Genomic DNA, 13201 nt, shown 5'->3' on the forward strand with positions numbered 1-13201 from the left:
CGAAGGTCATTTTCTGTTAGATATACGGAAACGATCTAACTCCTTAGCTGACAAAAATGAATATATGCATCACCGAGAATATGATTGAGTTAATTTTTATTGCTCTTACAACAATTGCAACCATATCGGCTGCAATTGCTGCTTGGATGTCTTATCTGACTTCAAGTAGGGCTCTGTCTTTTCAAAAAAACTATACAAAGAATCAACACTTGATCACTCGTTTAAATATCATAATTTCGAAGTTGAGAACATTAAAGTATATGATGGAAAATATGCTAGAAATCTCTGATGATAAATTTAATTCAATAGAGTCTATTTTTCTTGAAGTAAAAGCAGAACTAGAAAGTTTGGGAGAAATTGGTGTATTTGATTATAGTTCTTCAAAGATAAGTAAAATACCTAGCTTGGGTGAAATGGTTGATCATATGGCTAAGAACAATGCTTATCTCTTTGAAGTAATTGATGAGGTTGAACAAAAGATAAGTGAAGTCTTTAAATAACGCAGCTAACGTTCAAATTCACTTGACCTACAAAGCGTCATAACTTTTGCTATCGCAAAACTTCTGCCCTTTTTTTCGTCAAGTGATTTGGGCGTTAAACTCTCCTGAAAGATAGGTTTACACAATGAAAATGGATTATTTAAAAAATATAGAATTAGCACTTTCTCTTGGATTTGAAGAGGTGCTTGATGAGAATGCATACAATGGAATTTATTACATAAAAGACGACAAAATTTGGATTCATGATATAGAAGCATTAAAGGCGAAATTACACTTCAAATCTGACAAAGAACTAAAAGATTTAAATTACGACGTTGATAGTTATTACAAATATGTCAATTACACAAATGAGATGGTTGACCACAAAATAGAATTTATCAAAGCCTCAGTATTGAGTAATGACTCTGTTCTTTCTGGCCGTTATGATTTGTTGCATGACTCAGAAACTCTAAACGCTATGGGTAGACTAGCAGCAGAAGGTTTTAGTGAGGAAATCCTAGCTGACTTTGCACATCAAATGTCAAAGAGCTAGTAATTAAGTACTCGCGTATTGAAAAGCCGGCAAAATCTGCTGAACGAGATACCGTAAGAACTACGCAACACGAGACAATCTCTGGTTCGCGCACAAGACATTGTTCTGAGTCTTGGTTGAAAATGCCGGATTTTTTATAAAAGAGAAACATTTTGAAAACAAAAACATTAACATTGATAGCAATAATTTTAGCAATACCAACATTTGGCGCATCGATATTGATATGGATATTTATTAAATATAAATATGATAAATTTGTTGCTCACAGAGTATTAATGAATGCAGTAGTAATGTCATATGAACATGGAGGTCAAGAAGAAATAAGACATGGAGTTAATGATGCAGCATTAATTATGTTTTTCGACTTGTTTAATGGTTGTTTAATACATGATGGAAAAGGAGGAGATATATCAATACGAGGCGTGGTAAAGCACCCTTTGAAGGATATAATATTAGTGGTGGCCATGACCCAACAAGAAGGAAATAAACTAAAAATAACAGCTGAAGAGTCTGTAGGTGAAACTATAAATGTCCGTGTAGATGAATTTATGAGTACTAAATATACTGTGCCTGATATTTCAAGTATGCCGAGGCAATTAAAACAAATAAAACATGACATAGAAAATAGTATGATTTTAATTGATAAGCTCAAAGAAGAACTTAATAATTGCTCCTCTACAGAATATTTTAAAGCCAGAGATAATTTACATAATGAAATGTCAAAATTAGAGTCGTTAAATCTTGAGTTAGCGAATGCATTATCAGTAGATAATCAAAAATAAACGAGGCTTCTGGAAGTCGTGCTTTGTAAGTCCTGTTTATTGCATGGTCTTGTTAGTTAAATTTAACCTGGCGGGTTTATTCGGCCAGCCGGTTATTTGGGCGTTAGGCGAATGCCATCATAGGAAAGGGGGTAGTGTTGTTAGATGCAAATTGGCTTAATGCCTTAAAGCTTCCTACCAAGGTGATTTCTGGTTTATTTATGGCCAGTATTATTCTGTTACTCCTTGAAGGAACGGAAATACTAGATCTTTCCATTTTTGGCGGTTTAGCTAATCCGATTGTTATTCTAATCTGTGTAGTAAGCGGTGCCCTTTCGTTTACAGCGGCTGTTACCTTCGTAATTGATTTAGTTAGTGCTGGAAGAAAACAAACCTTACTCCAGCAGAGAAGTAGCTTAAGAAAAGCCGAACAAGACGAGGAACAAGAAACAAGGAAGCAGAAGGTTTTAGAAAGGATCGAACATTTATCTAAAGAAGAACTGAGCTTGCTAGCAGGTTGTCTTAGAGAAAATAGCCAATCATTTACCACATGGGTTCATAGTCCTTATGCGGCAACACTTGGCTCAAAAGGTTTAATTTATACTCCCGGTGGAACTCACCACCAAGACTACTATCCATTTGTTGTAAATGACTTCGTATGGCAGCATTTGCTCGAAAATAAAGATGGCATCATCGCTAAAGATGATGAAAATACGAGAATTGAAGAAGAGAAAAAGCGGAATGCTCGTCATCGTAGATATTGAGTCGGTGCTAAAATTCTCGCCTAACAAGGCAAATTCAGCCGACCCATTTCCGCGGTGCTGCGGTTATGGCAAATGCCACAGTCCTCGCCCCGCTACAATGGTCAGCTGATTTGCAGCGTTGAACGACAGCTTTCTGTAATGCAGCCGCCATTTGGCTGAAATTCTTGAATGTCTCTGATTGGCACATAACAACCCTTCATTTTTCAACCTTCAAAAAATGCCAACATCAGTCTGAATTTGATTTCATTGATGGCAAATCAAATCCAGACTTTTACACATGCAATCGTTCGTGGTGTTTTTGGCTTGCGTTACTTTTTCGGCTTCGAGCCGGTCATCGAGATAAACAGCAGCCTTAAGCCTTCGAGAAGCGCTTCTTTTTTGCTGCCGTTGAATAGTTGAAAGACTTGGGTAGCCAGATGATTTTCTTCCTCATTGAGCCTGGCCGCAGGCAGCCGGGGCTGATGTTTGCGCTTTAAATCATAGCGCTTCTCAGCGGCTACCTGCCGGGCAGACCTTTTTTTCATGGCCACTCAGGCGGCTACAGCAATTCAAATTCAACGGGATCGAGTGACAGTTCTTTCGCTATCCTGACGGCCATCCGTTTCTCATAGTCGTCAAAATCGCCATCCGATCCGGCGATGCTGATCACCATTCTCATAATCAGTCGCGCCGCCGCGGCGTTGCTTTCCATTTTTTTCAGCGCTTCGAAGGCCTTGGCTTCCCCGATATCCTTGTCGAACTGCAGCTGGCCGACATAGGTCTGGAAGGCGTTGACAACGTCCATCGTGGTAAAGACCGAAAGCGCGTCATGCGCTTCGATGAATTTGATCATTTTCTGCTTTTCATCGGGACTGATCACACCGTCCGCCATGGCGATCAAAGCGGAGCCGGCCATGGTGGCGTTCAAAAAGTCCTTGTTTTTGAATTTCAGCGCCTCGGTTTTCAGTTCCGAGGCTTTGTTTTTGAGTGAGGTTAAGAAACTTTCAAAGCTCATACTATTTTTCCTTCTGTTAAAAAATGGGTTATTTGGATCCGGGTTTATAATTCAATCCCCAGCCGTAAGCGACATCCATGGGCTGGTGGCCGTTGAAATAGTCGACCAGCTTGGTGATCACCACCTGGTTGTCGATATTCTCCAGCATGGCGATGGCGCACATCATCTGGTCGTTGCGATGGCTGTCCAGCCTGACTTCGATATCGGCCTGCCCGCTGTTTTTTATGGTAATCACGGCATCGGCATGCGACCAGTTCGGGATGCCTTCGTAGATGAAGGCAAACACCAGCACGCGCCGGAACAGGTGCCAGTAATCGCCATTGATGGCAAGGTTTTCGCCGGCTATCGAGGCGCCGCTGCGGTCATCCTGATCCAGCTCGATATACGGCAGCCGGTGAAAATTTCCAAAGCTGTCGCCCAAGGCCTGGATGCCGCCGATCGAGCCGTCCTGAAGCTCGAACAGGCAGCCCAGGTCGAGGTCGATGCCGCCTTTGGCGCGGGAGAAAAATCCGGGGGATTTGACCGGCACGGCATTCCAGTTCAGATTGACGTGGATTTTTCCCAGCTGGCCCTGCGGTTTTTTATCCAGGGAAATAGACTGGCCTTTTTTCTCCAGCGTCACCTTGCTCAGGTTGATCGGCCTGGGCGGCGGCTCGGATGGAACCGGCGGCACGGCCGGCGCGGCACTCTCGCCTTCCCCGACATCGACGCCATAGTGTCTGGCCAAAGGCTCCAGTCCGCCCACAAAGCCCGCGCCTATGGCCCGGAATTTCCAGTTGCCCTGGTGCCGGTACAGTTCCGCGAAGATCAGCGCCGTTTCCGAAAAGGCCGAGGTATCCAACGCGAACGAGATCAGTTCGATGCCGGACAGAAAATCCTTGACCAGCACGGTGATTTTTTTCACGTCCTTGAACGCCAGGCCTTTGAGGTTGCCCTGGAAAATCGTCGAGGTAAAGACGATTTTATGGATCTGCGGTCCCACGCGGTCCAGGTGCAGCGTCAGCTTATGGTTGCCGCAGTCCAGCTCGACGCCCTGATCCAACCGGGAGGGCTGGTTGAAAAACACGAAATCGTTGTCCGAGCTCACCTTTTCCTTGTCGTTCAACAGAAAGGCGCTGGTGTCCAGCGCCAGGTCGGGAGGCATTTGCGCGGGGATAATCATGACATGCAGGTCATGATGCGCCAGGGTGATATTTTGTCCGGAGACGAGGTCTTTGCGCGCGTTCATGGCTAATCCATCGATGTTTTAGAAATCAGGCATAAGAGGAAGTGGGCGACAGGTAGCTGACATCCGTGGCGCTCTGATCCTGCCCATAACAATGATAGCGCTGCAGAATCTGCCGCGCCCAGTTTGAATGGGTGGAGACCTCGCACATGGCATCATGCATCCTGAACACCGCCGGCATATCGCGGTTCAGGATGGACAAGGCCATTTCATGGTCCTGGCGGGACACCGCGTAATGCCTTTCTATCATCGGTATCTGCTCGGGATGAATCGCGGTTTTGCCGACCAGGCCATGGGCCATGTCCAGGCGGATCTCCCGCTCCAGCGTCGCGTTATCGTCCAGGTATTCGTACACGGGTGCCGAGAGCGAAAAGCCCAGCGGCTTGTAGGTCGTTACCAGCTGGGAGATGACGCCGGACAGCGGCGTTTCGTACAGGGTCATGCCCCGGGGACGGCGCAGTCCCAACAGATTCAGCAAATCGTTGCCGCCGATCCGGATCAGGATTATCCGGGCTTTCATGGCATCCTCGGACAGCGACACGGCCAGCTCGCGCATGGCATAGGGGTCGAAAACGTCCGCCGTTTCCAGGGTCGGCATGATCAGGAACCGGGTCCCCCGCAACGCCTCCAGGTACTGGTCGCGGTTGGCCCGGTTAAACTTCGGCAGCACAAAGCCATCGATTTTATCGATGCCCGGCAAATCCAGAATGCGTTTCAGTACCTGCGGATTTCTGGGCCGGATAAACCGGCGTTTACTGGCAATCGAACTGATCAGCGGCAAAAAATTGCCCAGCTGCCGAAGCGACAGCTCGACATCCTTCTCGGCGACCGCATCCTCGGTGCAGATAATCATGGTTCTGATAAACGCAATCTTCTCCGCGTTGGCGATTTTCAGCAGATCGGGATGCATGGCCGGCACGTATAAAGGCGCCCCCAGCGCCCAGCCCGAAGGCTTTTCCGTCAAATGCGGCTGAAAGGACCGTCTTGTTATTGTCATGTCAGTTCCTTAATTAAAGCGACCGACCGATAAGGCAGATCCGGGCAGATCCTGATCGCTATGTTTTTTGTCTCGGCAAGATAAAGCAGGTGTTTGACGGCGGGATCCTCGCGCTTTCTCACCAGCAATAAATCCGCTTCCCGCCTCAGGAGCACCCGGGTCGACTCGCCGATGCCGGGTTTAATCAGATTCTGGTCGGCAATGCCGAAGCTGTCGCGGACCCAGGCCAGAAACTGCCGGGACCGTTCCCGCAGCACCTGTTTGGGCAGCCTCTCGCCGGACAGGCGCAACTCGGGATCGTAATGCGGCGAGGCCGGCTGCGTCATGATGTCGTCGGCAACGCGCATGATCGAGTCGACGAATCCCTTGGAAATATCGGCGTCGGAATAATCCCGGTAGAAATGACAGCCGTGATAGTCCGTCTCGCGCAATTGCTTTTTATCGATCACCGACCGGCTGACCAGTCCCGACACGGTCGCGTTAAGAATGCTGGACGGAATCAGATAGTCTTCCGTCGATGCCGATACCGAGGCGGTGCCGGCCAGATCGGACAGCACATAAAGCTCGGCCGGAATCTCAATCCGGTATTTTTCCTTGAAACGCCGCAGGCTGGTTTCCAGCTGGCTTGAAATAACGCCCTTGCCGGTCCAGCCGTCGATAAACACGATGGACTCCGGGGCATGATGCTCAAGAATATGATGCAGCGCATTTTCGTCAATGCCGATGTCGCGGATGATCGAAATCGAATAATGCTCGGCATCGACATCGAAATACCGCGCGAGCACGCGCTTCAATAACACCCCGACCGGAGTGCCCGCGCGCACCAGGGACACCAGGGTGACGCCGTTGCCGCGCGTCTCGATGATCCGTTTGGCCAGGATCAGCGTGTGTTTGGCGACCCGCGCCTGATTGTCGGCGAGCGCGCGCCGGAACAGGTCCAGATAGTCCCGGGAAGGCCGTTTTTCATGGGTAAGCATCTGCGAATAATGCTTTTTGCCGGCCTGAATCAGGGCTTCCTTGACATGAACCGGCGTGTTTTCGACATGGATCGGCTTGAGCAAAAAGCGCACATCCTTGGACGGATAGCTGCCCGAGAAATAATCAGACATGGTGAAAAAGCCCTCCTAACTGTGATGTTTTGGGAATCATGGCGTAATCACAAAGTGACATGAACGGTATATCGGTTTTGCTGTCGCCCATGCCGATCGTCAATATCGGCCCATGCAGGCGCGCATACCGTTCCTTCAGAAAACTGACCGCGTTGGCCTTCCCTATCACGTCGGGAATGACGGCCAGGTTGTTGCCGTTGAAATGGTAGTAAAGCCGGCCCGACAAAACCGCTTCATGCGGCCTGATCACCGCGTTCAGCAGCTTGTCCAGCGCGTCCTCGTCCGCCGCCGCGTGCTTGACGACGCCATACCAGGTGACGCCGAAATCCTCGATCAATCGCGGCTTCAGCGCCGGCTCGTGGCGCGCATGGCATTGCACCTGCTCCCACAGATCCAGCAGATCGCGGTGATAGGGCGGCAGCACATCGGCCATGCGGCTTTGCCACTCCGGGTCGAGACGGCGGTTTTTGTCCAGGATGACGGCGCCATGGTTCAGCACCGCTTCCTCGGTAAACGGCAGGTCGACCCTGGAAAAGGCGTCGAAATTTCGCGCCGTGACCGGAATCATGCGGCCGCCGCCGGAAAGCCACTGCCACAGCCGTTGCTGCTTGGGCGTGGCGTACGAGATCACCGAGCCGTCCTTGAGATAAGCGCGCGGTTTTAGCATGCGCGGGTCAATCGACTGCCCGCACTTGCGCAGCGATTGAAACAGCGTATCGTCAAGGTCGATAAAAATGAAACTCTGCATTATGGTTATTGTCCTGACAGGAAAATTGCACGCTGACGGCATTCAGCTGTTTGATGAGGCCGACAAAATCAAGGCCGTCAGGCGTATTGCCCGGCACCAGCGGGGTTTCGTGGCAAAACACGATCAGGCGAAAATCGCCCGGATTAACGTTGTAAAGGAAATTATCGATATCATCCTGATAGTTGTCGGTAAACCGCAGTCTTGACTTGATGGCGCCTTCCGGAAAAATGGGCGAGCGCGTCGTGGCCTGAACCGTCACGCGATAACCGAGTCGCTCAAGCGCACGCCCCAGCAGATAGGCCGGCGGATTGCACTCGCCCGTGCCGAGCACGAGAATCGGCCGGCTGTCCGCGCCGTCGGGCAAAAAAGCCAGCAAGCCGGCAATATTCAAATCGGAAAACCGCACCGGCCGGTCCATGCCCAGCCGGCCGGGCCAGGCCAGCAGATCGCGCTTGCACAAGCCGTTGCCGGCGACATTGATGGTTTGATCGCGAAATTGCTCCGGGTTTGCATCGACAGGCTCGAAACGCAATTGCCCGGCCAGCAGGTTGACCCATTGCACCGGGATGCCGGCCGACGCTTCAAGGCGGTGCCGGTGCTCGGGCGAGGCGAAATTGACCAGACTGACGATGATGACTTTTTCCAGGCGCGGATTGACAGCATGGTAGGCCGTTATCAGGCGGGCAAACGTCGCGCCGGTGCTGATCTCGTCATCGATCAGCACCAGTTGCCGGGCGCCCAGAAACTTCGTTCGGTCTTTTTCATGCCCTGGATAATAAAGGAAAAAATCGGTGGCATGGCTGTGATCCTCGGTAAATTCAAGCCGGTCGCCGCCGGCCAGGTGATAGCGCGTCGTCTGCATGAACAACGCATCGCGCACGCCCAGTGCGTAAGCCGCCTCGAACACGCCATAGCCCAGGCCGGTCGCCGTTTCGGCCATGCCTATCCAAAGCGAGGGCGCCGAAAAATCGTTGCCGGCAAGCAGGCTTCTGGCCAGGGCGCGATAAGACCAGGCCATGGTTCGCGGCGATACGGGATAATGCTTGCCCAGGACTTTGCTGACCAGTAAAAAGCCGCGTTTGCTGTTAATGCGCGAGGCAAACCCCAGCAACCGGTGCAGCGGCACCCGGCCGGGTTCGGCCGTGATATGCAGCTGGCCGGTTCTGAGCTCGACGAGCCGGTGCCGGACTGCGCCGGCCGCATCCGCTGGCGTCGCCCCGGTTGCCGCATTCGCCTGCACGCTGTCCGGGGCATGCGCGAAAGCCGACGTCATGCCGGCCTCCAGGAGGCCGGACGGAGATTTTCTAACGCGGCATGAAAGGACGAAAAGACTTTATGAAACCGACTGCGCATGAATAAGCCGCTTACAGGTAGGGAATAATGGCCGGAACCAGTTGTTCAAACGTGCGGCCGTTGGACGCTTCGCCGATGGCGTGCATTTTCCATTCATTATTGTGCCGGTAGACTTTAGCCATGATCTGCGCCGTGTGCGCGCCCTGGGTCGTCAGTGTATAGCGGGCGATTTCGCTTTGGTTGGCGGCATTGACCATGCGGCAGTAGGCATTTTCAACCGCGTCAAAGGTCTGGCCGGTAAAGGAGTTGACGGTAAAGACCAGGGATTTGATGTTGGCCGGCACTTTCGACAAGTCAACGATGATCTGCTCGTCATCGCCATCGCCGGCGCCGGTGGTATTGTCGCCGGTATGCACGATGCTGCCGTCACGGCTTTTCAGCTGCCGGAACCAGACCGTATCGGCAACCTTGTTATCCTCGCCGAACAGGATGCACGAGGCATCGAGATCGACTGAACCGCCACCGCCGCCGAAAAGACCGCCCAACATGCCGCCTTTTTTCGCCGCATCCCAGCCCAGCCCCATGATCACTTTGGTGAGCGCCTGCCCGGATTCCTTGTCCAGGGATATTTTTTGACCTTTTTGTAACGAAATTGCCATTGGTAAATCCTGTATGAATTGATAATTAATTGATGATGCCTTTACTTTTCGCCTCGGCGAACCATGCGGGAAGCTCCTGAAGCAGACGGTCGTAGAGTTCCTGTTCCGATAGGCTGTCAAGATCATCCAGGGCGAAAAATCCGCAATTGTCGACCGTCCGGCCGGACATCGTATCGAGTTTTTCAAGAATGCCGTAATTGCGCCCGCCAATGCCGACAAACTGCCAGAAAATCGGCTGCGCTGAAGCCTCGGTCAGCAGTTTTTTGATTTTCGCATTCTGGTCCACGCCGCCGTCACTGATAAAAATGATGAACACCGGCATGGCCGTATCCTTGTAATGCGCCAGCACCTCCTTGATCACTTCGGGCTCATTGTTGTACGAAAGCATCCGCCATTTGCGCCAGCCGCCGTTTACCGTGTCGATGTAATCGGCGTAATTGCTCAGCGTGGCGGCGGGCAAAGCCAGCGGTTTTGCCGAAAAAGCCCATACGTCGAGTTCGCCGTCGTCGTCGAAATGGACGGCCAGCGGCAATATCCGGTTGACCACCTCCTGAACGCGGCCGCGCCGGTATTGGCCGGTCATCGATCCGGATGCATCGAGCACCAACCCGACCCGGGCGACGACATCCGTCAGGCGTTTTTTCTCAAGCGAAATCGAGGCTTTTTTGGCAAGGTCGACAAGCTGAGGCGCGACCTCGGCCACTTTTTTTTCCAGCGATAATCTGGCAGAGGCGGCATCGGTTTCGGTTGGCAACTCATCGGCGACTTCGCCGCCGAAATGCCTGACCAGCGCCGGCAGGCCGCCGTCGAAGCCCTGGCCGGTCGCGCAAAACCGCCAGGCGCCGTCCTTTCGGTAGAACTCGCCCAGAATCAGCGCTTTTTCATTGTGGAAATCCTTGCCCTCGAAAGCGAATTCCGCCACCGGGCGGTCTGCCGCGACCAGTCTCAGAAAACCTGACTGCACGCGGCTCATGGTCTCCGAGCCGTCGATAGTGGCGGTAATCACGAGCCGGTCTATCGAATCCGGCAAGGACGACAACGTGCAGTAAAAACCGTTTATCCGGTTGTTCATGAGGGAAATCGAGACAGATCCGCAAGGCGTTTTCGGCTGGTTGAAAAAGGTCATGTAGCGGTCATCGGATAATTTCTGATCGCCATCGACGCCGAAGCAGGAAAAATCGACTTCGGCTGTCAACCCGGTCATGCCTACCTGAATCTGAAATGATCCGCCGGGCAGGCTTTCGGGCAATAGCTGCGCCAGAGGCAGCCTTTGGCCTTTACGGATCTGCATGAGCTTTCCCCGGCAGTATTAGACGTTGACGCCGAACGATGAAGCCAGAGGGCCCAGGCCGCCCGCGAATCCCTGGCCTACGGCCTTGAACTTCCAGTCCGTGCCATGGCGGTAGATTTCGCCGAAGATCATCGCGGTTTCGATGGAGGCGTCCTCGCTCAAGTCGAAACGGGCGATTTCAGTGCCGTTTTCTTCATTGACGATGCGAATATAGGCCTTGGAAACCTGGCCGAAGTTTTGATTGCGCGTGTCGGCTTCGTGAATCGTGACCGAAAACACCACTTTGTCGACGTCCGCCGGTACTTTTGAAAGCTCGACCTTGACGGTTTCGTCATCGCCTTCCGCGTCGCCAGTCTGGTTGTCGCCCATGTGAACCACGGCGCCGTCGGCCACGTTTTTATTGTTGTAGAAACAGAAGTCGGCATCGCTTCTGACTTTGCCGTCGGCTTTTACCAGAAAGCAGCTGGCGTCGAGATCGAACGCCGCGCCGTCGGTTACGCGCGCGTCCCAGCCCAGGCCTACCTGTATTTTATTGAGCCCGGGGGCTTCCTTGCTCAGATTGACGTTGCCGCCCTTGGATAATGATACAGCCATGATTGTCTCCTTATTACGTTGTTGTCGTTATATGCTCTTTGGAACACTTTGAAATTAAGATTTACAGCTGAATACCGTGCTGGATGGCCAGCGCCTTCAAGCCGCCGGAATAGCCCTGGCCGACGGCCCTGAACTTCCACTCGTTGTTATGCCGGTAGATTTCGCCGAAGATCATCGCGGTTTCGATGGAAGCGTCCTCGCTCAAATCATAGCGGGTCACCTCATTATTGGTATCCTGGTTGACCAGCCGGATCGCGGCATTATGCACCTGCCCGAAATTCTGTCGCCTGGCTTCGGCATCATGGATAGTCACCGCCACGACGATTTTGGTAATGTCTTGCGGCACCTTATCCAGGACCACTTTGATCACCTCGTCATCGCCGTCGCCCTCGCCGGTGCGGTTGTCGCCGGTATGCTCGACGGAACCGCAGGTCGACTTGAGCTGATTGTAAAAAATGAAGTCGTGATCGCCGCGGACCTTGTTGTCGTCCTTGACCATGAACACACTGGCATCGAGATCGAAATCCAATCCATCGGTCGATCTGGCATCCCAGCTCAAACCGACCAGCATGTTCTTCAACTGCGGATCGGTTTTACTTAAGCTGATGTTGCCGCCTTTACTCAATGAAATAGCCATCGCGTAATCTCCTGTAGTACTTTATGAAGAGGAATTCGCCGCTTCTTTTTTCTTAAAGCGAATCGAGGATAAAACAGACAGGGCAATGAATGCCGCGCCGATCAAGCCGGTAAACACTTCCGGAATCGGCGTGTGGGTGCTGATCAACATTATCAGCGCCAAAGCCCCTATCGCGTAATGGGCGCCATGCTCCAGGAACACATACTCGTCCAGCGTGCCCTTGTTGACCAGAAACACGGTCAGCGAACGGACGAACATGGCGCCGATACCCAGACCCAGCATGATGATCACGATGTCGCGGGTAATCGCGAAGGCGCCGATCACGCCGTCAAAGGAAAAAGAGGCATCCAGCAGTTCGAGGTACAAAAACGCCATGACGCCGCCCTGTTTGATGGTATCCGCGACAGCCGCATCCTCGTCTTCGGTCTCGACCTGGAAAAACCGGTCCAGACTGCTGACCAGCCCGTACAGGAAAATGCCCCAGACGCCGCCGAACAGCACATCATGCTGATGCGGTTCTTCAACAATCGCATAAGTCACCAGTAATAACAGCAACGATAATGTAGAGGCCACGGCATCGATTTTGCCAAGCTCCTGGACTTTTTTCTCCAGCCGGCCCAGCCAGTAAGTTTCGCGCGCCTCGTCAAACAGAAAAGAGAACGACACCAGCAGCAGGAAAGTCCCGCCGAAGGCGGCGATAAAGGCATGCGCGTCCTGTAAGTATTTAGCGTATTGATCGGGCTCGCTAAGCGCCATATCGGTGACCGAGGACAAGCTCAGGCCGGTCGCGAACGCGACGATCAGAATCGGAAACAGCAACCGCATACCGAACACGGCGACGATAATCCCCCAGGTCAGAAAACGCTGCTGCCAGACAGGCGACATGCGTTTTAAAACAGAGGCGTTAACGACGGCATTATCGAAAGACAGGCTGACTTCCAGCACCCCCAGAATCAACGCCAGAACCGCGCCCTCGATACCGCCGAAAATAAAGGCCGCGATCAGGCAGACGATGGTGAAAAAAATAGAAAGTTGAAAATAACGCATAGGTGGCAAATTTTTAAGGTCAATGGAAAGAATTGTTGATAAAAACTAAG

At 51.8% G+C, this 13201-nt stretch carries 16 protein-coding genes; 4 read left to right on the forward strand and 12 right to left on the reverse strand.

Features of this window, described 5'->3' with window-relative positions:
* Positions 1–80 precede the first annotated feature (80 nt).
* The 4 genes from EK22_RS01575 (at position 81) to EK22_RS01590 (ending at position 2557) form a co-directional block, all read left to right on the forward strand.
* The gene (locus EK22_RS01575; RefSeq protein WP_152564982.1) at positions 81–500 is read left to right on the forward strand and encodes a hypothetical protein; all 420 of its coding nucleotides are present in this window, start codon (positions 81–83) and stop codon (positions 498–500) included.
* A 124-nt stretch (positions 501–624) separates the two neighbouring features.
* Positions 625–1032, forward strand: a complete 408-nt coding sequence (locus EK22_RS22990) for a hypothetical protein (protein ID WP_051961605.1) — start codon at positions 625–627, stop codon at positions 1030–1032.
* Positions 1033–1184: 152 nt separating this feature from the next.
* Positions 1185–1814 (forward strand): hypothetical protein, encoded by a 630-nt coding sequence (locus EK22_RS01585; protein WP_152564983.1) that lies wholly within the window; start codon positions 1185–1187, stop codon positions 1812–1814.
* A 134-nt stretch (positions 1815–1948) separates the two neighbouring features.
* Positions 1949–2557: a super-infection exclusion protein B gene (locus EK22_RS01590; protein WP_036247382.1), complete on the forward strand. Its 609-nt coding sequence runs from the start codon at positions 1949–1951 to the stop codon at positions 2555–2557.
* A 308-nt stretch (positions 2558–2865) separates the two neighbouring features.
* Here the strand turns inward: EK22_RS01590 and EK22_RS01595 are convergent, their stop codons facing one another.
* The 12 genes from EK22_RS01595 to EK22_RS01650 form a co-directional block, all read right to left on the reverse strand.
* Positions 2866–3081: a hypothetical protein gene (locus tag EK22_RS01595; RefSeq protein ID WP_036247388.1), complete on the reverse strand. Its 216-nt coding sequence runs from the start codon at positions 3079–3081 to the stop codon at positions 2866–2868.
* Between the two features lie 14 nt (positions 3082–3095).
* A complete protein-coding gene (locus tag EK22_RS01600) occupies positions 3096–3551 on the reverse strand; it encodes a tellurite resistance TerB family protein (RefSeq protein WP_036247390.1) in 456 nt (151 codons plus the stop codon).
* A 28-nt stretch (positions 3552–3579) separates the two neighbouring features.
* On the reverse strand, positions 3580–4779 hold the full coding sequence (locus EK22_RS01605; protein WP_036247392.1) for a TerD family protein: 1200 nt from the start codon (positions 4777–4779) through the stop codon (positions 3580–3582).
* Between the two features lie 25 nt (positions 4780–4804).
* Positions 4805–5773, reverse strand: coding sequence for an HpcH/HpaI aldolase/citrate lyase family protein (locus tag EK22_RS01610; RefSeq protein ID WP_036247395.1), 969 nt, complete (start codon positions 5771–5773; stop codon positions 4805–4807).
* Entirely contained in the window at positions 5770–6882 is a 1113-nt protein-coding gene (locus tag EK22_RS01615) for a cysteine protease StiP family protein (protein ID WP_036247397.1), read from the reverse strand. Before EK22_RS01615 ends, EK22_RS01610 begins: the two co-directional genes overlap by 4 nt.
* Positions 6875–7630, reverse strand: a complete 756-nt coding sequence (locus tag EK22_RS01620; RefSeq protein ID WP_036247400.1) for a hydrolase — start codon at positions 7628–7630, stop codon at positions 6875–6877. The genes EK22_RS01615 and EK22_RS01620 overlap by 8 nt, the downstream gene beginning before the upstream one ends.
* Positions 7602–8903, reverse strand: coding sequence for a phosphoribosyltransferase domain-containing protein (locus EK22_RS01625; RefSeq protein ID WP_036247403.1), 1302 nt, complete (start codon positions 8901–8903; stop codon positions 7602–7604). The genes EK22_RS01620 and EK22_RS01625 overlap by 29 nt, the downstream gene beginning before the upstream one ends.
* Positions 8904–8994: 91 nt before the next feature.
* Complete coding sequence (locus EK22_RS01630; protein ID WP_020158542.1) at positions 8995–9582, reverse strand: TerD family protein; 588 nt, start codon at positions 9580–9582, stop codon at positions 8995–8997.
* 25 nt (positions 9583–9607) lie between these two features.
* Positions 9608–10873, reverse strand: coding sequence for a VWA domain-containing protein (locus EK22_RS01635; RefSeq protein WP_036247404.1), 1266 nt, complete (start codon positions 10871–10873; stop codon positions 9608–9610).
* A gap of 18 nt (positions 10874–10891) precedes the next feature.
* Positions 10892–11467, reverse strand: a complete 576-nt coding sequence (locus EK22_RS01640) for a TerD family protein (protein ID WP_020158544.1) — start codon at positions 11465–11467, stop codon at positions 10892–10894.
* A 61-nt stretch (positions 11468–11528) separates the two neighbouring features.
* On the reverse strand, positions 11529–12104 hold the full coding sequence (locus tag EK22_RS01645) for a TerD family protein (protein ID WP_036247407.1): 576 nt from the start codon (positions 12102–12104) through the stop codon (positions 11529–11531).
* Between the two features lie 21 nt (positions 12105–12125).
* The gene (locus tag EK22_RS01650) at positions 12126–13151 is read right to left on the reverse strand and encodes a DUF475 domain-containing protein (protein ID WP_020158546.1); all 1026 of its coding nucleotides are present in this window, start codon (positions 13149–13151) and stop codon (positions 12126–12128) included.
* Positions 13152–13201: the final 50 nt, after the last annotated feature.

Source organism: Methylobacter sp. BBA5.1 (genome assembly GCF_000746145.1).
Lineage (GTDB): Bacteria > Pseudomonadota > Gammaproteobacteria > Methylococcales > Methylomonadaceae > Methylobacter > Methylobacter marinus.